Source organism: Kitasatospora sp. NBC_01287, assembly GCF_026340565.1.
In the GTDB taxonomy this organism is placed as follows: Bacteria; Actinomycetota; Actinomycetes; order Streptomycetales; family Streptomycetaceae; genus Kitasatospora.
This window is the reverse complement of sequence record NZ_JAPEPB010000001.1, coordinates 1466719-1486352: the sequence shown is the minus strand read 5'-3', so window position 1 is coordinate 1486352 and position 19634 is coordinate 1466719. Positions and strand designations below refer to the sequence as shown.

21 protein-coding genes and 1 pseudogene are annotated in these 19634 nt (G+C 74.4%); 14 read left to right on the top strand and 8 right to left on the bottom strand.

Translation table 11 applies throughout. The features are described from left to right. The first annotated feature begins 123 nt into the window (after positions 1-123). Entirely contained in the window at positions 124-2208 is a 2085-nt protein-coding gene (locus OG455_RS05970; protein WP_266290954.1) for a primosomal protein N', read from the top strand. A 123-nt stretch (positions 2209-2331) separates the two neighbouring features. Here the strand turns inward: OG455_RS05970 and OG455_RS05965 are convergent, their stop codons facing one another. Continuing rightward, positions 2332-2895 (bottom strand): hypothetical protein, encoded by a 564-nt coding sequence (locus OG455_RS05965; protein WP_266290952.1) that lies wholly within the window; start codon positions 2893-2895, stop codon positions 2332-2334. A 222-nt stretch (positions 2896-3117) separates the two neighbouring features. On the opposite strand from OG455_RS05965, the gene def reads away from it, so the two are divergent. The 3 genes from def (at position 3118) to OG455_RS05950 (ending at position 6267) form a co-directional block, all read left to right on the top strand. After that, positions 3118-3663 (top strand): peptide deformylase, encoded by a 546-nt coding sequence (gene def / locus OG455_RS05960; RefSeq protein ID WP_266290950.1) that lies wholly within the window; start codon positions 3118-3120, stop codon positions 3661-3663. 133 nt (positions 3664-3796) lie between these two features. Further along, complete coding sequence (fmt, locus tag OG455_RS05955) at positions 3797-4732, top strand: methionyl-tRNA formyltransferase (RefSeq protein ID WP_266290948.1); 936 nt, start codon at positions 3797-3799, stop codon at positions 4730-4732. Between the two features lie 104 nt (positions 4733-4836). Next, positions 4837-6267 (top strand): RsmB/NOP family class I SAM-dependent RNA methyltransferase, encoded by a 1431-nt coding sequence (locus tag OG455_RS05950; protein ID WP_266290946.1) that lies wholly within the window; start codon positions 4837-4839, stop codon positions 6265-6267. A gap of 59 nt (positions 6268-6326) precedes the next feature. On the opposite strand, the gene OG455_RS05945 is transcribed toward OG455_RS05950, so the two are convergent. Then, positions 6327-6869 (bottom strand): AAA family ATPase, encoded by a 543-nt coding sequence (locus OG455_RS05945; protein WP_266290944.1) that lies wholly within the window; start codon positions 6867-6869, stop codon positions 6327-6329. Positions 6870-6942: 73 nt separating this feature from the next. Between OG455_RS05945 and OG455_RS05940 the strand changes: the two genes are divergently transcribed. Together OG455_RS05940 and OG455_RS05935 are read left to right on the top strand one after the other, a co-directional pair. Then, positions 6943-7524, top strand: coding sequence for a histidine phosphatase family protein (locus OG455_RS05940; RefSeq protein ID WP_266290942.1), 582 nt, complete (start codon positions 6943-6945; stop codon positions 7522-7524). Positions 7525-7678: 154 nt separating this feature from the next. Next, the gene (locus OG455_RS05935) at positions 7679-7915 is read left to right on the top strand and encodes a hypothetical protein (protein ID WP_266290940.1); all 237 of its coding nucleotides are present in this window, start codon (positions 7679-7681) and stop codon (positions 7913-7915) included. Positions 7916-8075: 160 nt separating this feature from the next. Here the strand turns inward: OG455_RS05935 and OG455_RS05930 are convergent, their stop codons facing one another. Then, positions 8076-8876 (bottom strand): TetR/AcrR family transcriptional regulator, encoded by an 801-nt coding sequence (locus tag OG455_RS05930; RefSeq protein ID WP_266290938.1) that lies wholly within the window; start codon positions 8874-8876, stop codon positions 8076-8078. A gap of 142 nt (positions 8877-9018) precedes the next feature. Between OG455_RS05930 and OG455_RS05925 the strand changes: the two genes are divergently transcribed. From OG455_RS05925 to OG455_RS05915, 3 genes are all read left to right on the top strand, one after another. Continuing rightward, a complete protein-coding gene (locus tag OG455_RS05925; RefSeq protein ID WP_266290936.1) occupies positions 9019-10059 on the top strand; it encodes an ATP-binding cassette domain-containing protein in 1041 nt (346 codons plus the stop codon). Further along, positions 10059-10910: an ABC transporter permease gene (locus OG455_RS05920; RefSeq protein ID WP_266290934.1), complete on the top strand. Its 852-nt coding sequence runs from the start codon at positions 10059-10061 to the stop codon at positions 10908-10910. Before OG455_RS05925 ends, OG455_RS05920 begins: the two co-directional genes overlap by 1 nt. A gap of 288 nt (positions 10911-11198) precedes the next feature. Next, on the top strand, positions 11199-11933 hold the full coding sequence (locus OG455_RS05915; RefSeq protein ID WP_266290932.1) for a hypothetical protein: 735 nt from the start codon (positions 11199-11201) through the stop codon (positions 11931-11933). 154 nt (positions 11934-12087) lie between these two features. On the opposite strand, the gene OG455_RS05910 is transcribed toward OG455_RS05915, so the two are convergent. The 4 genes from OG455_RS05910 to OG455_RS05895 all read right to left on the bottom strand — a co-directional run bounded on the left by OG455_RS05910 (position 12088) and on the right by OG455_RS05895 (position 14436). Beyond that, a complete protein-coding gene (locus OG455_RS05910) occupies positions 12088-12636 on the bottom strand; it encodes a hypothetical protein (RefSeq protein WP_266290930.1) in 549 nt (182 codons plus the stop codon). Then, the gene (locus OG455_RS05905; RefSeq protein ID WP_266290928.1) at positions 12633-13622 is read right to left on the bottom strand and encodes a hypothetical protein; all 990 of its coding nucleotides are present in this window, start codon (positions 13620-13622) and stop codon (positions 12633-12635) included. The genes OG455_RS05910 and OG455_RS05905 overlap by 4 nt, the downstream gene beginning before the upstream one ends. A gap of 114 nt (positions 13623-13736) precedes the next feature. Then, positions 13737-14075, bottom strand: a complete 339-nt coding sequence (locus tag OG455_RS05900) for a hypothetical protein (protein ID WP_266290926.1) — start codon at positions 14073-14075, stop codon at positions 13737-13739. Between the two features lie 61 nt (positions 14076-14136). Continuing rightward, positions 14137-14436: a response regulator transcription factor gene (locus tag OG455_RS05895; protein WP_266290924.1), complete on the bottom strand. Its 300-nt coding sequence runs from the start codon at positions 14434-14436 to the stop codon at positions 14137-14139. 230 nt (positions 14437-14666) lie between these two features. Here OG455_RS05895 and OG455_RS05890 point away from each other — a divergent pair, with 230 nt between their 5' ends. Next, positions 14667-15638 (top strand): aldo/keto reductase, encoded by a 972-nt coding sequence (locus OG455_RS05890; RefSeq protein ID WP_266290922.1) that lies wholly within the window; start codon positions 14667-14669, stop codon positions 15636-15638. A gap of 69 nt (positions 15639-15707) precedes the next feature. Here the strand turns inward: OG455_RS05890 and OG455_RS05885 are convergent, their stop codons facing one another. After that, positions 15708-16547 (bottom strand): SDR family NAD(P)-dependent oxidoreductase, encoded by an 840-nt coding sequence (locus tag OG455_RS05885; protein ID WP_266290920.1) that lies wholly within the window; start codon positions 16545-16547, stop codon positions 15708-15710. A gap of 136 nt (positions 16548-16683) precedes the next feature. Between OG455_RS05885 and OG455_RS05880 the strand changes: the two genes are divergently transcribed. The 4 genes and pseudogenes from OG455_RS05880 to OG455_RS05865 form a co-directional block, all read left to right on the top strand. Further along, complete coding sequence (locus OG455_RS05880) at positions 16684-17649, top strand: methyltransferase domain-containing protein (protein ID WP_266290918.1); 966 nt, start codon at positions 16684-16686, stop codon at positions 17647-17649. Between the two features lie 76 nt (positions 17650-17725). Next, on the top strand, positions 17726-18409 hold the full coding sequence (rpe, locus tag OG455_RS05875) for a ribulose-phosphate 3-epimerase (protein ID WP_266290916.1): 684 nt from the start codon (positions 17726-17728) through the stop codon (positions 18407-18409). Continuing rightward, the gene (locus OG455_RS05870; protein ID WP_266290914.1) at positions 18397-19170 is read left to right on the top strand and encodes an RDD family protein; all 774 of its coding nucleotides are present in this window, start codon (positions 18397-18399) and stop codon (positions 19168-19170) included. Before rpe ends, OG455_RS05870 begins: the two co-directional genes overlap by 13 nt. Before the next feature lie 165 nt (positions 19171-19335). Beyond that, positions 19336-19575 (top strand): annotated as a pseudogene (locus tag OG455_RS05865) (pirin family protein); the annotation flags it as partial. Positions 19576-19634: the final 59 nt, after the last annotated feature.

Genomic DNA, 19634 nt, shown 5'->3' with positions numbered 1-19634 from the left:
GCGGTGCCCACCCTTCGAGGCGGGCACCGCCGCCGCGGTCGTCGGCGTTCGGGCCCCGGTGGTGTCGGTGCGGCGTGGTACCACTGGAGCCGAGCACGGTCGGCACGAGCGGCGGGAGGGTAGATGAGCAGCGAGGACACCCCGCCGGGCGGCCCGCCCGAGCAGCTGGCGCTGATCCGCGAGACGGTCCGCCGGGCCAAGCCGCGCACCTGGCGCGGGGCGCACCTGGCCGAGGAGCTGCCGGTGGCCCGGGTGGTGGTCGACAAGGGCCTGCTCCACCTCGACCAGTTCTTCGACTACGCGGTGCCCGTGGCGATGGCCGAGGAGGCCCAGCCCGGCGTCCGGGTCCGGGTCAGGTTCGGCGCCCGGGTGGGGGCGGGGGGCCGCCGCGAGGGCGGTGAGCTGCACGACGGGTTCATCGTCGCCCGCCTGGCCACCACCGACTACGCCGGGCCGCTGGCCCCGCTGGCCCAGGTGCTGTCGCCCGAGCGGGTGCTGACCCCGGCCCTCCTGAAGCTCAGCCGCACCATCGCCGACCGCTACGCCGGCACCCTGGCGGACGTGCTGCAGCTCGCCGTGCCGCCCCGGCACGCCAAGGCCGAGGCCGAGCCCTCGCCCGCCGCGCCGCCGCCCCCACCGGCCCCCGGTGCCGACAGCTGGCAGCGCTATCCGCAGGGCCCCGAGTTCCTGGCCGCGCTCACCGCGGGGCACGCCCCCCGCGCGGTCTGGACGGCGCTGCCGGGGCCGCACTGGCCGCGCGAGATCGCCACCGCCGTGGCCGCCACGCTGGCCGGCGGGCGCGGCGCCCTGGTGGTGCTGCCCGACGGCCGGGCCGTGGGCCGCCTCGACGCCGCGCTGACCGAGCTGCTCGGCGGCCCCGAGCGGCATGCCGTGCTGACCGCCGACCTGGGCCCCAAGGAGCGCTACCGCAACTGGCTGGCCGTCAGCCGGGGCTCGGTGCGTGCCGTGATCGGCACCCGGGCGGCGGTCTTCGCGCCGGTGCGGGAGCTGGGCCTGCTGGTGGTCTGGTCGGACGGCGACAGCAGCCACAGCGACCCGCGCGCCCCTCATCCGCACGTGCGCGAGGTGGCGCTGCTGCGCGCCGCCGAGGAGAGCGCGGCCGTGCTGCTCGGCGGGCTCGCGATGACGGTGGAGGGCGCGCAGCTGCTGCGCACCGGCTGGGCCCGCCCGCTGGCGGCCGACCGCGCCACGGTCCGCGCGACGGCCGCCCGGGTGCGCACCGTGGAGGAGGCCGACCAGGGCCGGGACGAGGCCGCGCAGGCCGCCCGGCTGCCCACCGTCGCCTGGCAGGCCGCGCGTGAGGCGCTGCGCAGTGGCCCGGTGCTGGTCCAGGTGCCGCGGCGCGGCTACGTGCCCCGGTTGGCCTGCGGGCGCTGCCGCACCCCGGCGCGCTGCGAGCACTGCGCCGGGCCGCTGGAGTCGCTCGGCGCCGACCAGGCGCTGTGTTGCGCCTGGTGCGGGACGGTGGCCGCGGACTGGCACTGCGAGGAGTGCGGCTCGTTCCGGCTGCGGGCGCAGGTGGTGGGGGCCCGGCGGACGGCCGAGGAGCTGGGCAAGGCTTTCCCCGGGGTGCCGGTGCGCACCTCGGGGCGGGACGCGGTGCTCGCGGGCGTCTCCGGGGAGCCGGCGCTGGTGATCTCCACGCCCGGCGCCGAGCCGGTGGCCGAGGGCGGTGGTTACGCGGCCGCGCTGCTGCTGGACGGCTGGGCGCTGCTCAGCCGTCCCGACCTGCGCTCGGGGGAGGAGGCGCTGCGGCTCTGGCTGGCGGCGGCGGCGCTGGTCCGCCCGGCGGGGGAGGGTGGCCTGGTGGTGATCGTGGCCGAGCCGAGCGCGCGGCCGGTGCAGGCGCTGGTGCGCTGGGACCCGGCCGGTCACGCGGACCTGGAGCTGGCCGAGCGGGCGCAGCTGGGCTTTCCGCCGGTCTCCCGGATGGCGGCGGTCAGCGGTTCGCCGTCGGCGGTGGCCGATCTGCTCGGGGTGACCCGGCTGCCCGAGGGGGCGGATGTGCTCGGCCCGGTGCCGCTGCCGGCGCTGCGCGGTCAGGAGCAGGAGCGCGCGCTGCTGCGGGTGCGCCCCGGGCAGGGCGGTGCGTTGGCGGCGGCGCTGAAGGCGGCGCAGATCGCCAGGGTCGCGCTGCGCGGGGCGGAGCCGGTGAAGGTGCGGATCGACCCGCTGGACATCGGCTGACGCGGTGGGCGGCGGGTGGCAAGGACGGCGGGTGGCAAGGACGGCGGGTGGGCCCGGGAAGTCGGCCGGGCCGACTTCCCGGACCGGGCCCCGTCGTGCCGTACCTGCTGGGCGCGGGCCGGATCAGCCGCGCAGCGGGATCCCGGAGCGGTCCAGGCCGCCCTGGCGGGCGGCCGGCACCGAGCGGGCCAGCGCCGCGGAGGCGGGTTCGGGGGCGGGCGCCGGCTGCTCCTCGACCAGGCGGTCGTCCCGCGGCCCGCTGGGGGAGGGGAGCGTGCCGCCGAGCGCCGGGCCGCCCGCGGGTGCGCCCCCCGCGGCCGCGCCGAGCAGCTCGGTCGCCGAGCGGCGCATGCCGTAACGGCGGTGCACCGCCTGCTTGGTCACCCCCAGCGCGGAGCCGACCGAGTCCCAGGAGAAGCCCAGCGCCCGGTCGAACTCGACCGCCGCCGCCACCAGGGTCTCCACGCTCTCGCGCAGCTCCTGGGCCAGTCGCACGGTCGGGGCGGGGGCCCGCCCGTACACCACGAAGCCGCCGGAGCTGCTGGGGCGGCGCGGCCGGTAGACGTTGCCCAGCTGGGCGGTCAGGGTGCGCAGGGCGTCGACCTGCCGGCGGACCCGTTCGATGTCCCGCACCAGCAGGTGCAGGCTCGCCCGGGCCCGGGTGTCGTGGTTGATCTGCTCGGCCATCGTGCTCAGGCCACCTTCCGTGCAAATGATGGGGGCCTCGCGCCGGCCCGCTGAAACTCACGGTGGAACTCACGGTCAATCTGCCTTGACCAACGCCGAATCGGGGTCCGGGGTCACGCGTCCGGCCGCTCCGGTTCCAGCCCGGCCCGGGCGGCCCGGTGCCACCGCATAGACTGACGTGCTGCTCGTGTGACCACCTCGATCTGTGAAGGAGCCGCCGCCGTGGCGATCCAGCCGATCCGGATCTTCGGCGACCCGGTGCTGCGCGCCAAGGCGCAGCCGGTGACCACCTTCGACAAGGAGTTGCGCACCCTGGTCAAGGACCTCACCGAGACCATGCTCGACGCCCCGGGCGCGGGCCTGGCGGCACCTCAACTGGGCGTCTCGCTGCGGGTCTTCACCTACCACGTGGACGGCGTGACGGGGCATCTGATCAACCCCGACCTGTCGCTGAGCGAGGAGGAGCAGGAGGGCCCCGAGGGCTGCCTCTCGCTGCCCGGACTGCGCTTCGACACCCGGCGCGCGCACGGCGTGGTCGCGCGCGGCTTCAACGAGTACGGCGACCCGGTGACCATCGAGGGCACCGAGCTGCTCGCGCGCTGCATCCAGCACGAGACCGACCACCTGGACGGGATCATCTTCATCGACCGCCTCGACCGCGAGCTGCGCAAGGAGGCGATGCGGGCGATCCGCGACGCCGACTGGGGCACCGGGCCCGCACCCGAGGTGCGGATATCCCCGCACAGCACGTTCGGCCCGATCCGCTGACCCGCCGTCACCGCGTTGTTCACCGCGTTGCTCACCGCGTTGCTCACCGCGTTGCTCACCGCGTTGCTCACCGCGTTGTTCACCACACCCTTCACCGCACCTTTCACCGCACCTTCTGAGAAAGGCACCTGTTTTGCGTCTCGTCTTCGCCGGAACCCCCGAGGTGGCCGTCCCCGCCCTGGAGGCGCTGCTCGCCTCCGAGCGGCACGAGGTGGTCGCGGTGGTCACCCGTCCCGACGCCCCGGCCGGGCGCGGCCGCAAGCTGGTCGCCAGCCCGGTCGGGCAGCGGGCGGCGGAGGCCGGGATCGAGGTGCTCAAGCCGGCCAAGCCCAGCGAGCCGGAGTTCCTGGCCCGGCTGGCCGAGCTGGCCCCCGACTGCTGCCCCGTGGTCGCCTACGGCGCGCTGCTGCGTGAGCCGGCCCTGGAGATCCCCGCGCACGGCTGGGTCAACCTGCACTTCTCGCTGCTGCCCGCCTGGCGCGGCGCCGCCCCGGTGCAGCACGCGGTGCTGGCCGGGGACGAGGTGACCGGTGCGTCCACCTTCCGGATCGAGCGCGGCCTGGACTCCGGCCCGGTCTTCGGCGTGATCACCGAGGAGATCCGCCCCGGCGACACCAGCGGCGAGCTGCTCACCCGGCTGGCCCGCTCCGGGGCCGGGCTGCTGGCCGCGACCATGGACGGGATCGAGGACGGCAGCCTGCTGGCCGTCGCCCAGCCCGCCGACGGGATCACCCTGGCACCGAAGATCAACGTCGAGGACGCCCGGATCGAGTGGACCCACCCGGCGCTGCGGATCGACCGCCTGGTGCGCGGCTGCGCGCCCGCGCCCGGCGCCTGGACCGTCTTCCGCGGCGAGCGGCTCAAGCTGGCCGGGCCGGTGAAGCTGATCACCGGCGCCGCCGAGCTGCCCCCCGGCGAGCTGGCGGTGAGCAAGAACGCGGTGCGGGTGGGCACCGGCAGCCACGAGATCGAGCTGGGCGAGGTGCAGCCGCAGGGCAAGAAGGCGATGCGGGCGGCGGACTGGGCGCGCGGGGCGCGGATCGAGAGCGGCGAGCTGCTCGGCGGCTGACCGCCGCGCCGTGCGGCCGCCGGCCGCCGTGCTGCCGCGTCGGGCCGCGCGACGAAGCCGCGTTAACGTTGACGAGACATCCGTAGCACCTTGAGGTTTCCCTGATGAGCACCCCGCCCGCCAAGCGCGCCCCCCGTCCGCACCGCCGCCCGAAGAAGGACCCGGCGCGCAGCGTCGCCTTCCGCGCCCTGCGCGCCGTCGACGAGCGCGACGCCTACGCCAACCTGATCCTGCCCTCGCTGCTGCGGGACGCCGAGCAGAAGGGCATGGACCGCCGCGACGCCGCGCTCGCCACCGAGCTGGTCTACGGCACGCTGCGCCTGCAGGGCACCTACGACGCGATCATCGCGGCCTGCATCGACCGCCCGCTGCGCGAGGTCGACCCGCCGGTGCTGGACATCCTCTCGCTCGGCGCGCACCAGCTGCTCACCACCCGGATCCCCAGCCACGCCGCGGTCTCCGCCACCGTCGAGCTGGCCCGGGCCGAGATCGGCGACGGGCGGGCCAAGTTCGTCAACGCCGTGCTGCGCCGGATCAGCGTCCAGGACCTGGACGCCTGGGTGGCCCAGGTCGCCCCGCCGTACGAGGAGGACGCCGAGGACCACCTCGCCGTGGTCCACTCGCACCCGCGCTGGGTGGTCTCCGCGCTCTGGGACTCGCTGGGCCGCTGGCAGCCGCAGGCGGCCGGGCGGGCGGCGGTCGAGGAGCTGCTGCGGGCCGACAACGAGCGGCCCGAGGTGACCCTGGTGGCCCGCCCCGGGCGGATCGCGGCCGGCGAACTGGCCGACGGGCTGCCGGACAGCTCGCCCGGGCGCTGGTCCCCGTTCGCGGTGCGGCTGGCCGAGGGCGGCGACCCGGGCACCCTCCCCGCGGTGCGGGACAACCTCGCCGGGGTGCAGGACGAGGGCAGCCAGCTGGTCGCGCTGGCGCTGGCCGCCGCCCCGGTCCAGGGCCGCGACCGGCTCTGGCTGGACGGCTGCGCCGGGCCGGGCGGCAAGGCCGCGCTGCTGGGCGCGCTGGCCGCCGAGCGGGGGGCCGCGCTGGTGGCCAGCGAGCGGCAGCAGCACCGGGCGCGGCTGGTGGCCCGGGCGCTGGACGGCAACCCCGGCCCGTACACGGTCATCACGGCGGACGGGACCAGGCCGGCCTGGCGGCCGGGCAGCTTCGACCGGGTCCTGGTGGACGTGCCCTGCTCCGGCCTCGGCGCGCTGCGCCGCCGTCCCGAGGCGCGCTGGCGCCGCCGCCCGGAGGACCTGGCCGGCTTCGGCCCGCTCCAGCGCGACCTGCTGCGCTCGGCGCTCGCCTCGGCGCGGGTGGGCGGCGTGGTCGGCTACGCCACCTGCTCGCCGCACCTGGCCGAGACCCGCGCCGTGGTGGACGACGTGCTGCGCGGGCGCGAGGACGTCGAGTGGGTGGACGCGCGGCCGCTGCTGCCGGGCGTGCCGGACCTCGGGGACGGTCCGGACATCCAGCTCTGGCCGCACCTGCACGGCACCGACGCGATGTACCTGGCGCTGCTGCGCCGCACGGCCTGAGGCACAGGCTCTGAGGCGTGGCGGGCTGACGGGCGGCTGACGGGCGGCTTATGGGGTGGTCAGAGGTCGGCCCGGAGGGCGGCGGCCAGGGCGGGGACGTCCACCGGCCCCGTGGTGTCCACCCGGTGCACCGGGCCCAGCGCGAGCGGTTCGGCGTCGCGGATCCAGGCGTCCCAGTGGCCCTCGAAGCCGCCGGACCGCTCCGGGTGCACGGAGTGCCGCTCGGCGGTCCGGGCGGCGAAGCGCTCGCGGGCCAGGGCCGCCGGGACCTCGCACCAGACCTCCTGGACCGCCGTCACCCCGGCCCGGCGCAGCCCGGCCCGGACGATCGGGCGCAGCGGGGCCAGCCACGGCGTCTCCAGCACCGCCGCGCCCCGGGCGTCGGCCAGCAGGGTCCAGAGCGTCTCGCCGGCGGCCGTCCCGAGGAGCACGCTCCACCGCTGGTCGGAGCAGTCGGGCGGGCGCAACGCGGCCAGGTTGTCCGCCAGGGTCTCCTTGACCGCGTCCTTGCTGAACAGGGGTAGCCCCAACTCGGTTGCCAGCGCGCGGGCGAGGGTGGTTTTTCCCGCGCCGGGGAGCCCGTTGACCAGTACGGTGATCATGCGGTCAGCCTAGCGACGGGGGATGCGGGTGGAGATGCGGGTGGGGCACGGCACAAGCGTGGCGGCTGGGGCGGTGACCAGGATCTGGTGCCTGCGGCACGGGCATGCCCGGAATATCGAGACAGGCGCCGCCGGCGCGCTGCCCGAGGCGCCGCTGACGGCGCTGGGTCGTCGTCAGGTCGCCGCGGCGGCAAGGGAGTTGGCCGGGGAGCGGCCGGCGCAGGTCTACGCGAGCCCGGCGCGGCGCGCGCGGCAGACCGCGGCCGCCCTGGGCCCCGCGGTGACCGTGCTGCCCGGACTCGCCGAGGTCGGCGTCGGCGCGGCCGAGGGGAGCACCGATCCCGCCGTGCTGGTCAGGACGGCCGAGGTGCTCCGCTCCTGGGTGGTGGCGAAGGACCTCGCGCCCAGGGTGGCGGACGGTGAGGACGGGCACACCGTGGTCGCCCGGGTGCGGGGCGCCTTCGAGGCGGTCGCGCACGCGCATCCCGGCGGGACGGTGGCGCTGGTCGGCCACGTGGCGAGCCTGACGGCCGGCCTGAGCGCGCTGTGCGGGCTCGGTGCCGAGATCTGGGGTGCGCCGCTGCCGCCCGCCGTCCCGTTCCTGGTGTGTTGGGACGGCGTGCGGTGGAGCTGCTCGGCCTGGCCGACGGGCTGATCGGTGAGCCGGCCGGGCGGGCGGCGGGGCGCCGATCGGCGTGACGGTCGGCGTGACGGTCAGGGGCCCGTCGGGGGTGTGAGGTGCCGCTCAGGGGGCGACCCGCGCGAAATCGGGTACCCGTGAGTCCGTCCGACCTGTGACACTGGGGATCATGACCCCTGACCGTCGCAGCCTCGGGCTGCCCGCCTTTGCCGAGCCGGCCTTCGCCGAGCTCGCCGCCGACGCCGTCGTCCCCGCCCAACCGGGTGGGTGGCCGCGGCCCTCGGTGGAGCAGGGCGCCGACTTCCGTCAGCCGCCCGGTGAGGACGTCCCGGAGCCCCGGGCCGCCCGCCGCGACGCCGGCCTCGGCACCGCACTGACCTTCTCCGACCCCGACCGGCAGATCTGATCGCTCCCGACGCCCCGGGCGCCGAGCGGTGGCCGCACCAGGCCACCGCCCCGCGTCCGGGGCCTCGCCTTTCCCGGGCCGTGGGCGCGGCCGTTGTGGCGGTGGTGGCGGTGGTGGTGGCGGGCTACGGCGACGGCTACGGCTACGGCTACGGCTGCGACTACGGCTCCACCAGGACGGTCAGCAGCTTCTCCAGGAAGCGTTCGAACGAGGCCTGCGGGTCCATCGGCGCGTTGCCGGAGGACAGCGCGGCGGCGATGTTCGGATAGTCACCGCTGCTCGCGACACCTGTGAGATAGCTCACCAGGTCGCGCTGCCACTGCTGCGGATCCCGCACCGCGATGAGGGTGGCCCGCTCCCACTCGACGAACTGGCAGAGGTAGCCGTTCAGCATCGCCAGCGCCTCCATCTTCCGGCCGCCGCTCAGCTCGGCACCGGCCAGCGCGCCGAGGAAGAACTCGGTGTAGCGCAGACTGTTCGGCCCGAAGGAGGCCCGGGTGCGCATGATCGTCACGGCCCACGGATGGCGCCGCAGGATCTCCAGCTGCTGGCCGGCCAGCAGCCGCAGGTCGGCGCGCCAGTCCCCGGAGGGCGCCGCGGGTAGCTGGTACTCGGCGCAGACCGCGTCGAGCATGAGGTCGAGCAGCTGCTCCTTCTTCGGCACGTAGTTGTAGAGCGACATCGTCCCGGCGCCGAGCTCGCCGGCGATCCGGCGCATCGTCACCGCTTCCAGGCCCTCGGCATCGGCGAGCGCCAGCGCGGCCCGCGCGATCGAGGCGCGGCTGTGCGCGGGACGCGGGCCGCGCCCGGCGCGCTCGGGGCGCAGCCAGATCAGCTCCGGTACGTCGGCGCCCGATCCCGCTCCGGGCGCGGGGCCGGATGCTCGGCCGGGCGCGGGGCTTGACGGTTGACCGGGCGCGGGGCCTGACCCGGGGTCGGGGGTTGACTTGTTGGACGGCACGGACTGATCACCTCTCGGTTCCCCATCTTAGGAGCGGCCGAGCCGGGCGGCGGGCGCTCTTCAACTCCGTACGACGTACGTAGTACGATGCTGCGCAGCATGCTTCTACGTACAGCGTACTTAGAACCTGGAGGGAACCGTCATGTCCCGAGCACAACTCGCGGTACGGGCCGAGGGGCTGGCCAAGCGGTACGGCAGGACCCAGGCACTGGACGGGCTCGACCTGGCCGTCCCGGCCGGTACGGTCTACGGCCTGCTCGGTCCCAACGGTGCCGGCAAGACCACCGCCGTGCGGATCCTCGCCACGCTGGCCGCCCCGGACCGGGGCAGCGCGACGGTGGCCGGGTACGACGTGGTCGCCGAGGCCGAGCAGGTGCGGCGCAGCATCGGCCTGGCCGGGCAGCACGCCGCGGTCGACGAGGGGATCACCGGCCGGGAGAACCTGGAGCTGGTCGGGCGCTTCCACCACCTGGGCGGGCGTGAGGCCCGGCGGCGCAGCGCCGAGCTGCTGGAGCGGTTCGGGCTCGCGGAGGCGGCCGACCGGTTGGTGCGCGGCTACTCGGGCGGTCAGCGCCGGCGGCTGGATCTGATCGCCTGCCTGGTCGTCTCCCCGCCCGTGCTCTTCCTGGACGAGCCCACCACCGGCCTCGACCCGCGCGGCCGGAACGAGATCTGGGACGCGGTACGGGAGTTGACCGGCACCGGTACCACCGTGCTGCTCACCACCCAGTACCTGGAGGAGGCCGACCGGTTGGCGGACCAGGTGCTGGTGATCGGTCAGGGGCGGGCGATCGCCGAGGGTCCACCGGAGCGGCTCAAGGCCTCGATCGGCGCCCGGGTGGAGGTCGCTGTCGGCAGCGCGGCCGAACTGCCCGCCGCTGCCCGGACGGTGGCCGCGCTCACCGGTGGTGAGCCGCTGACCGACCTCGATCGGCTGCTGGTCTCGGTGGTCGCCCGGCCCGGTCGCGAGGTCTCGCTGCCGTGGCTGGTCCGGGAGTTGGACGAGGCCGGGGTCGCCGCGCGGGACGTGGCGCTGCGGACGCCCACCCTGGACGACGTCTTCCTGGCGCTGACCGGTGGCGTTGCGGCCGCTGGTGCTGGTGCTGGTGCTGGTGCTGGTGCTGGCGCCGGTGTCGCCGGTTCCGCTGCCGGCGGCGCCGCGCAGGCGGAGGTGGCGGCCTGATGTCCGTCGCGACCCCCGGCTCCGCCCAGCGCTCGGCGCTCGGCGCGCCGCACCGGCCGGCCCCCGCCGGACTCGCGGCCCTGCTCACCGACGCGCTCACCTCGATGCGCCGGGTCCTGCTGCACTACCGCCACTCGCCCGGCCTGGTCGCCGCCTCGCTCGCGGTGCCGGTGGTGATGGTGGTGCTCTTCGGCTACGTCTTCGGCAGCGCGATGCGGGTCCCCGGCGGCGACTACCGCGAGTTCCTGCTGCCGGGCCTGTTCGCCATGGTCAGCGTCAACGGGATCACCCCGACCATGGTCGGCGCCGCCCGTGACGTGGCCCGCGGGGCGGCCGACCGGATCCGTTCGATGCCGGTCTCCCGGTTCGGCGTGCTGCTCGGCACCGCGTTGGCCGACCTGCTGGTCAGCACGGTGGTGCTCGTGCTGCTCGCGGCGGTCGGGCTGCTCTCGGGCTGGCGCGCGCACCGCGGCCCGGGCCTCGCGTTGGCGGGTTTCGGCCTGCTGCTGCTCTTCCGCTTCGTGATGACCTGGCTCGGCACCTGTCTGGGCCTGGCCGCCGGCCGTGAGGAGGTGGCCGGACAACTGGCCGTGCTGACCTTCCCGGTCGCCATGGTGACCAACAGCTTCGTGCCCACCGGTGGGATGCCCGGCTGGCTGCGGGTGGTCGCGGAGTGGAACCCGATCAGCTCGGTGGTCGCGGCGGCCCGGCAGCTGTTCGGCAACCCGGCCGGCAGCGCGGCCGGTTGGCCGCTGCACCACCCGGTGACGGCGAGCCTGCTCTGGGCGGCGCTGCTGTTGGCCCTCTGCGGCCCGCTCGCGGTGCGCGGCTACCACCGGCACGGGCGCTGAGGCGTCAGCCTCGCGGTGGGGTGCGGGCCGCTGTCCCGTCTCACCGAAGCGTTGACGAGCCTCACCGAAGTTTGACTGCGGTGGCGGTGGTCATTGGTACGGCTGCCAGTCGTCGCGGTGGACCGTGGAGTTGCCGGCGACTCGCCAGGAGCGGCGGCGTGAGGTCAGGATCCAGGGATGACCACCTGTGCCTCACGGGCCCGGCGCTCATCGCCCCGACACGCATGTCACCGCCAAGGGCAGGGGCGGGAACGGCCGGCTGTCACATCGGCCTGTTTGGATTCCCGCATGACGGATGGGTCGCGACTCAGCCACGCCTATGGCTCCGCGGAAGACATACCTGCCCTGCTGGACCAGATCGAAGCAGATCCGAGTGCCGAGCGCTGGAACGACCTCTGGTCGGCCCTCTGCCATCAGGGCAGCGTCTACTCGGCCAGCTTCGCGGCGATTCCCCGACTGACGACAATCGCCGCTGTTGCCGACCCGAAGGAGCGGCTGAGCGCACTGCACCTGGCGGCCGCGATCGTGGCGGGGGCGGACCAGCCGCACGGGGCCGGCGATGTCCGTGTGAAGTATGCGCAGGACATCGCGGCCCTGCTGCGAATGGCGAACGAGCACCTTCGGACGTCTCCCGACCGCACCGAGTACATCTACCTGCTCGAAGCCCTCCTGGCATTCGAAGGTGTCCCGGTCTGGGGTGAGGACCTGGCATGGGGACTCGTGAACGGCGAGTACGGGGTCTCCTGTCCCAACTGCGAGACCGGCCTGTTCATCGCCATCGGTGACTACGGTCACTTCTCCACGAGCGGCGACTACGCCCTGGATGACAACGTCGAGAAGGCGCCCTTGCGACCCGCAGGCCCTGGCGACCTGGACGGCATCGGCCAACGCCTCCACGCGCTCGCTCTCACCGACGGTCAGAAAGAGGTCGCCACCGCGGTGACCTACCTCTTCGGAAGCGCGCGCTGCACGGACTGCGGGACAGACTTCGCCGTTGCCGACCAGGTAGGCGATCCCTACTGACGTTGCTATGGCAGCGTCAGTGACGGGTCACTACTCTCTACCGGCTTCTGTACGAGTACTTCGACCAGCGGGAAGAACCTCAATCGATCTGGTCGCCCCAGGTCAGAGCCCCATCCTCGGACCAGATCAGCTGAGACAGGACACCCCGCGCACGCTACCCCTGCGGGGCGGACCGGGCGCAGTCCTGGGGCTTCTGGATGTCGGTGACCTTCCAGTCGCCGTCGATGCGGCGGAGTGTCATGACCGAGAGCTGCGGCGGCCTGGCGCCGGCCTGGTCGACCGGGCGGCCCGTGGCGGCATCGGTGATCAGCCAGCGGTTCAGGTCGACGCAGTCGTAGATCCGCCGCAGATCGCCGTCCGCGACCATGCCCTCGATGCGGTGCCCGACCGTCCCGGTGTGGGTGTGGCCCTCCTTCGCGGAGTCCGCCAGCGCGGCCCGCAGGATCGACAGATTGGGGTCCCCGGCGTGCCGGGCCAACTGCTCGGGTGGGATGCCGCCGGGGCGGTTCGCGGCCAGCCAGTCGTCCCAGTAGGCGAGATAGGCCTGCTGCACGTCCCCGGCCGGCGCGGACAGCGCCTCGCCGGCGGGCCCCACACCGTAGGGCGCGGCAGGCCTGCCGGGCGCGGCGCAGCCGGTGACGGCGGCCGCGACGGCCAGGACCACGGCGACGGCCGGCCGGGCGCACCGGCGACGGCCCGTCACTGGCCGTGCTCCGCGAGCACCCGCGCCGCGTTCCGCAACCTGGCGTCGACGGCCGCGCGTTCCGCCTGGAGCTCCGGACGCCGCTGGTCGATCAGCTGCCGCTGGATCGCGCTCCGCACGGCGAACGCGATGCCGGACAGGTTGGTCTGCCGGGTGCAGGCGACGTCCGCCCGGGCGATGTCGATCTCGGGCGGGGTGACCGTGGCACCCCAGGACTCGGCGGCCAGGCTCTGCGGATCGCTGTAGTCGAAGCCCTTCTGACGCATGCACGAACGCCAGCCGGCCGTCGCGGCCAGCACCCGGTCGTCGGCCACCGTGCGCTGCAGGGACTGGTCGGTCACCTCGTCGTACGCGGTACTGCCGGCCGCGGACGCGCCGGTGGCGAGCGCGCGGGCGGCCTCGCCGTCGCAGCCGCCGGCCGGAATCCCGCCGCCCGCCGGTGGCTGTGCCGGCGAGGCCGAGGTCTGCGGCGGGCTGCCGACCGACGGCTGCTGCTGGAGGCCGGTCGGCGCCAGACCGGTCTCGGCGGTGAACTCCGCCGGGTCCAGGCGTGGTCCGCCGGTGGGCTTCGGCTGGAGGCTGTCGGGGCTGTGGAAGCCGTCGCGCGCCGCCAGCGCGTCGTCCAGGTAGCCGAACACCGTCGGGGCGTCCGTCGGGGCCGTGGACGCGGCAGGCGTCATGGTGAAGGCGGCGAAGCCCAGCCGGTGCATGCAGTCCGCCGTCAGCAGCGCGGTCGCCCGGCTGAGGGTCACCGACTCCTGCGGGCTCGCGGCGAAGGCGAGCAGCGGGAGTTCACCGGTCTGGGCGGCCGAGGTCGGCGTGGGCGTCGGGGACACCACGGACGGCGCCGCGTTCGGCGCACCCGCCCGGCCGGCGGCGGCACACCCGGCGAGGAGCAGCAGGCAGCTGCCGACCGCGAGCAGCGGGCCGACAGCCGGGCCCGGGGCGGCAGCGGGCGGGACGGCCGTGGTGGTGCGGCGGCGCATCGCCGTGGCTCCTCCGGTAGACGGGGCTGGTCGTGGTGGGCGTTCGGGGTGGCCGCCCGGTCCGATCCGGTACGGACCGGGTGACCACCCCGAACACCCGGCGCGGGGCCAGGATCAGCAGTTGGTCTCCTGGGCGTGGCTGGTGAGGTACTCCTCGGAGGTCCAGCCCGTGACGCCGGTGGCGCTGTCCCGGTTCTTGTCCCAGGCGTAGTCGCCGTTCACCCCGGTGCCCTGGTTGGTGAAGCAGTAGTCGGTGTTGCCCTGACCCGGGTAGCCGACGCCGAGGACACCGTACGAAGTGGTCGGGCCGCTGCGGATGTTGGCGGCGGTGGAGTAGTCGTTGCTGAACGTACCGGCGCTGGCGACACCCGCACCGAGCACCAGCACTGACGCGGCGGCCGTGGCAACCGCCACCGCGCGCAGAGAACGCGACTTGATCATGGTGGATCCCATTTGTCGAAGAGTCCCGACCCGGTTGGGTCGTTGACATACCACCAGTTCCAGCGTTCGGGCACTATTGGCCATTCGGACACATCTGCAACAGCAGCCGCTGCGCCAGCAGAGCGGCCCTGGTGCGGGAGTCGACCCCGAGCTTCACCAGGATCCGTCCCAGGTGGGCCTTCACGGTGGAGCCGCTGATCACCAGGCAGCCGGCGATCTCCTGGTTGGACAGACCGCTCCCCAGCAGCTCGAACACCTCGTGCTCGCGCGACGTCAGTGCCCTGATCCCCGCCTCGGGCAGCGGGACCCCGCACGGACAGCGGCCCTGCGAACTGCTGGGCGCCCGGCAGGTGTGGGACTCAGCAACGGACAACTTGCGCCTCCCCGTCAGGATCAGCCAACGGTCCGACATCTAAGCAGTTGGTCACGGCATCGGCTAACACATTTGATGCGACCCGTTCAGACACTTTCTGACTACCAATCAGGCACATGTGAAGTTCGCACACTGCCACCGTCACTGCCGCCACAGGGTCACCGGGCCATTGCCGATTCGGCCTCTGAGGGACTGGACAAGCGGCCTCGGCGCGGCGGAGGGTACCCGTCATGGAGTACACCCACCTCGGCCGTACCGGCCTGCGCGTCTCGCGTCTCTGTCTGGGCACCATGAACTTCGGTCCGCACACCGAGGAGGCCGACGCCCACCAGATCATGGACGTCGCTCACGAGCAGGGCATCAACTTCTTCGACACCGCCAACATCTACGGCTTCAGCGCGGGCAAGGGTCGGACCGAGCAGATCATCGGCAACTGGTTCGCCCAGGGCGGCGACCGGCGCGAGCGCACCGTGCTCGCCACCAAGGTCTATGCCGACATGGGGGACTGGCCCAACGACGGCAAGCTCTCCGCGCTCAACATCCGCCGGGCCGTGGAGGCCAGCCTGAAGCGGCTGCGGACCGACTACATCGACCTCTACCAGATGCACCACATCGACCGGGCCACGCCCTGGGAGGAGATCTGGCAGGCGATGGAGGTGCTGGTCGCCCAGGGCAAGATCCTCTACGTCGGGTCCAGCAACTTCGCCGGCTGGCACATCGCCCGCGCCCAGGAGGCCGCCAGGGCCCGTAACTTCCTCGGCCTGAGCAGCGAGCAGTCGCTCTACAACCTGCTGGAGCGCTCCGTCGAGCTGGAGGTGCTGCCCGCCGCCGAGCACTACGGGCTCGGCGTCATCCCGTGGTCGCCGCTGCACAGCGGCCTCCTCGGCGGGGTGCTGCGCAAGGAGAGCGAGGGGGTGCGGCGAACGAGCGGGCGGGCGGCCGAGATGCTGGCCGCCAAGCGCGAGCAGATCCAGGCGTACGAGGACTTCGCCGCCGAACTCGGGCACGAGCCGGGCGACATCGCGCTCGCCTGGCTGCTCACCCGCCCGGCCGTGACCGCGCCGATCGTCGGGCCGCGCACCCTGGAGCAGCTGCACGCGGCCCTTCGCTCGTTGGAGTTGACGCTCGATCAGAAGACCTTGGACCGGTTGGACGAGATCTTCCCGGGCCACCGCCCGGCGCCGGAGGCGTACGCCTGGTAGGCGAGGGCGAGGGCGAGGGCGAGGGCGCTTCGGGGAGGGCCTCGGGGAGGGCGAGGGCGTCGGGGAGGCTCAGCTGAGTGCCTTGGCGATCAACTCGTCCGAGAGCGCGCGCAGTCGGACCCGCGCCTCGGGGTCGTAGGCCTGCGCGTCGGCGCGGGCCTCCTGGGTGCCGTTGTAGTAGCGGCCGCTGTTCGCGCCGGCGCTCCCGGTGACCAGCCGCAGGGTCGCCTCGACGCCCTGCTCCACCGTGCTCCAGGGGGCCACCGCGGCCTCCTGGACCATGGTGGTGGCCATGAAGCTCGCCGGGTGCAGCGCGTTCACCGTGACCGGCCGGTTGTCGGCCGCCAGCCGGTCGGCCAGGTCGTAGGTGGCGATGACCTGGGCGAGCTTGCTGCGCCGGTAGGCCACCATGCCGTCGTACCCCGTGGTGAGCTGCGGGTCGGCGAAGTCGATCGGGTACTGGCCCGCCGAGGCCACGTTGACGATCCGGGCCGAGCCGGCGGGCGCCTCGACCAGTCGCGGCAGCAGTCGGTCGATCAGCCGGTAGCCCGCCAAGTAGTTCACCGCGAACCGCAGTTCGATCCCGTCCGCGGACTCCTCGCGACCCGAGCCCGGGGCGCCGAAGCCCACGCCGGCGTTGTTGACCAGCACGTCGAGCCGGTCGAAGTCGGCCAGCACGGTGTCCGCGAGCCGGTCCACCTGGCCCAGGTCGCCGAGGTCGGCGAGCCGCACCTCCGCGGACCCGCCCGCCGCCCGGACCGCCTGCCGCAGCTCGGCGGCCCGTTCGGCCGAACGTCCGTGCAGGATGAGCATCCGGTCCGGTGCGGCCAGGCGCAGCGCGAGCGCGCGGCCCAGGCCGTCGGTGGCGCCGGTGATCATGATGGTGGTCAGTGATGAGGTCGGTGACATAAGGTCAGCTCCGGAGGGCGCAGCGGCAGTTCCTGGACGACGCGTCCTCAATCTAGCGAATCTCCGGTGCGCCTCGGTGCGGTGGCAGGTGCTGTGGCACGTGTGCGGGCCGGTCCAAGGGGGAGGGGAGCAGCCGATGTCGGGTGCGACGAGTGGTGCAAGTGGTGCAAGTGGTGCGACGGGTGCGGGCGGTGCGGCTGGCGCCGCTCACGAGGACCCGCGCCTGGCGGCGGCCTACCAGCGCGGCAACGAGCTGCCGGCGGCCTCGATGCGGGCCTGGGCGGAGCTGATCGTCGGCAGCGCGCCTGAGTGGTCGGCGGGTGGTGACAGCGCGGGCGACGCCGGCGAGTTCGGCGGCGGTGCGGCGGATGGGCTCGCGGTGCTGGAGGTCGGCTCCGGTACCGGGATGTTCTGCGCGGCGCTGGCGCAGGCGCGGCCGGCGGCCCGGGTGACCGGGGTCGAGCCGTCCGCGCCGATGCTGGCCGAGGCCGAGCTGCACAACCCGCACCCCCGGGTGCGGTACCTGGCCGGTCCGGCCGAGGCGCTGCCGGTGCCGGACGGGAGCTACGACCTGGCGCTGCTCTCCCGAGTGGTGCACCACCTGCCCGACCGGCCGCTGGCCGCGCGCGAGCTGGCCCGGGCGCTGCGACCCGGCGGGCGGCTGGTGATCCGCACCACCGTGCGCGAGCGGTTGGACGCGCTGGTGTACCACTTCTGGCCGCGGCTGCTGGAGACCGACGCCGAGCGCTTCCCCAGCGAGGCCGAGATCCTCGCCGACTTCACCCCGGCCGGCTTCACCGTGCACCGGGTGCACGCGTTCGCCCAGCCGGTCGCCGCCGATCTGCGCGAGTGGCGCGAGCAGGTGGTCGGGCGGGCGCAGTCGAAGTTCCTCGCGCTGAGCGAGGCGGAGTTCGAGGCGGGGCTGGCCCGGCTGGACGCGGCGCTCCAGGCGGCCTCGGGCGAGGTGTCGGGCGAGGCGTCGCGTGAGGTGGCGGGCGGGGCGTCGGGCGGTGCCGAGCCGTCGCCCGGGCTCGATCCCGGCGCGCCCGTCCAGGAGCGTTACGACGTGATCGTCCTCGACCGGACCCCGGTCAGGGCCTGAGCCTGCGCCGCAGGGGATGATGGGCCCCGGCGACCGCCCCGGTGGCCGGCCCGACGAGTGGTGAAGGTTCTCGGAAATGGCGCAGATCAACCCCAGCATCCTGTCCGCGGACTTCGCCCGCCTGGCCCAGGAGGCCGAGGCCGTGCGCGGCGCCGACTGGCTGCACGTCGATGTGATGGACAACCACTTCGTGCCCAACCTCACCCTCGGCGTGCCGGTGGTGGAGTCACTCGCCCGGGCCACCGACACCCCGCTCGACTGCCACCTGATGATCGAGCAGCCCGACCGCTGGGCGCCGCAGTACGTCGAGGCGGGCGCCGGCTCGGTGACCTTCCACGTGGAAGCCGCCGCCGCGCCGGTCCGGCTCGCCCGCGAGATCCGCGCCAAGGGTGCCCGTGCCTCGATGGCGCTCAGGCCGGCCACGCCGATCGAGCCCTACGAGGACCTGCTCCCCGAGCTGGACATGCTGCTGATCATGACGGTCGAGCCCGGCTTCGGCGGCCAGGCGTTCCTGGACATCATGCTGCCCAAGATCCGCCGCACCCGGCAGCTGATCGCCAAGCACGGCCTGGAGCTGTGGCTCCAGGTGGACGGCGGGGTCTCCGCCGCCACCATCGAGCGCTGCGCCGAGGCGGGCGCGGACGTCTTCGTCGCCGGTTCCGCGGTCTACGGGGCCGCCGATCCGGCGCAGGCCGTCCGCTCGCTGCGGGCCCAGGCCGAGGCGGCCACCAGCGGGGCGGGGTGGGCGTGCGCCCACTGACCCCGCCGGGGGCGCCTGGTCCGCTGACCTCGTCGATCCCGCCGGGGGCGCCTGGTCCGCTGCCCCTGCCTGGTCAGCCGATCCGGGCCGGGGTGGTCCGGCGCGGGCTGGCCTGGCTGGTCGACTTCGCGCTGGTGCTCGGGGCGGCGGTGCTGCTCGGCGTCCTGACCTTCCACCGGATCGGGGCGATGCTGGTCAACGTCCCCGGGCTGGCCGGCGAGAGCGCCTGGCAGTTGCTCAAGTCGCGAGGGGACTATCTCGGCGCGGGCGAGGGGCTCGGTCTGTCGCTCTGGCACTCGGCGCTCTCGGACGTCCAGCAGGCCTGCGTGGCGCTGGCCCTGCTCACCTTCCTCTACCAGTTCGGGACGCTGGCACTGACCGGGCGCACCCTCGGCAAGGCGCTGCTCGGCCTGCGGGTGCACGGGTTCGGCCCTGGCACCAGCCCGGGGCCGACCGACGGGCCCCTCCGGCTGCGGCGCGGTCAGGCCGCGATCCGCGGTGCTGTGACGGCGCTGGCGGACATCGGCTGCGTCGCGCTGGCGTGCTGCGCGTTGGCCGGTGGGGCGTTCCTGCTGGCGGTGGTGCTCTGGGGCGTCGCGGTGGTGGTGTTCTGGGTCAACGCGCTCCCCGCCCTGGCCGGGGACCGGCGCTCGCTGGCCGATCGGCTGGCCGGCACGGGGGTCGGCGGGGCCGAGGTGTCGACGGGGGCGGAAGTGCCGGTGCCGGTGGTGGCGGTGCCGGTTCCGGGACAGCGGTACTGACACCCGTGGTCGACGTGTTGACGGGGGCCGGCGGCCGGCGGCCTGAGGTCGTGTCAGCAGCGGCTCGGTGCCTGCCGGGCCGCTAGGCCGTGTCTGACAATTCGCGTTGGACAGGCCCGCGGCGTTGGGCGCCCGGCGGGGTCAGGCACGGCCTAGCGTGGGCCGATGAGCAACCTTGATCTCAAGCCCGCCGAGACCCGGTGCGGCGGCGGCGCGAGCGGTGGCCCGGTCCGCGATCTGCTGACCGGGCGCACCGTGCGGCTCGGCGGCAGCACGGTGGTGCGGCGGTCGCTGCCGAACCTGGGACGGCGGATGGTCGGCGCCTGGTGCTTCGTCGACCACTACGGCCCCGACGACATCGCCGACGAGCCCGACACGCAGGTGCCCCCGCACCCGCACCTGGGACCTTGAAGCCACCGGGGAGGGTGTGCTGAGCTGGGACTTCGTACTCTGAGCCGGGACTT

Excerpts from the sequence above, each read along its gene's own strand:
- OG455_RS05935 (WP_266290940.1), top strand. The coding sequence starts at position 7,679 with ATGACCCCTGACCGTCGCAGCCTCGGGCTGCCCGCCTTTGCCGAGCCG.
- OG455_RS05880 (WP_266290918.1), top strand. The coding sequence starts at position 16,684 with ATGTCGGGTGCGACGAGTGGTGCAAGTGGTGCAAGTGGTGCGACGGGT.
- OG455_RS05915 (WP_266290932.1), top strand. The coding sequence starts at position 11,199 with ATGACGGATGGGTCGCGACTCAGCCACGCCTATGGCTCCGCGGAAGAC.
- OG455_RS05890 (WP_266290922.1), top strand. The coding sequence starts at position 14,667 with ATGGAGTACACCCACCTCGGCCGTACCGGCCTGCGCGTCTCGCGTCTC.
- OG455_RS05905 (WP_266290928.1), bottom strand. The coding sequence starts at position 13,622 with ATGCGCCGCCGCACCACCACGGCCGTCCCGCCCGCTGCCGCCCCGGGC.
- OG455_RS05885 (WP_266290920.1), bottom strand. The coding sequence starts at position 16,547 with ATGTCACCGACCTCATCACTGACCACCATCATGATCACCGGCGCCACC.
- OG455_RS05970 (WP_266290954.1), top strand. The coding sequence starts at position 124 with ATGAGCAGCGAGGACACCCCGCCGGGCGGCCCGCCCGAGCAGCTGGCG.
- OG455_RS05900 (WP_266290926.1), bottom strand. The coding sequence starts at position 14,075 with ATGGGATCCACCATGATCAAGTCGCGTTCTCTGCGCGCGGTGGCGGTT.
- OG455_RS05925 (WP_266290936.1), top strand. The coding sequence starts at position 9,019 with ATGTCCCGAGCACAACTCGCGGTACGGGCCGAGGGGCTGGCCAAGCGG.
- OG455_RS05965 (WP_266290952.1), bottom strand. The coding sequence starts at position 2,895 with ATGGCCGAGCAGATCAACCACGACACCCGGGCCCGGGCGAGCCTGCAC.
- OG455_RS05945 (WP_266290944.1), bottom strand. The coding sequence starts at position 6,869 with ATGATCACCGTACTGGTCAACGGGCTCCCCGGCGCGGGAAAAACCACC.
- OG455_RS05920 (WP_266290934.1), top strand. The coding sequence starts at position 10,059 with ATGTCCGTCGCGACCCCCGGCTCCGCCCAGCGCTCGGCGCTCGGCGCG.
- OG455_RS05950 (WP_266290946.1), top strand. The coding sequence starts at position 4,837 with ATGAGCACCCCGCCCGCCAAGCGCGCCCCCCGTCCGCACCGCCGCCCG.
- rpe (WP_266290916.1), top strand. The coding sequence starts at position 17,726 with ATGGCGCAGATCAACCCCAGCATCCTGTCCGCGGACTTCGCCCGCCTG.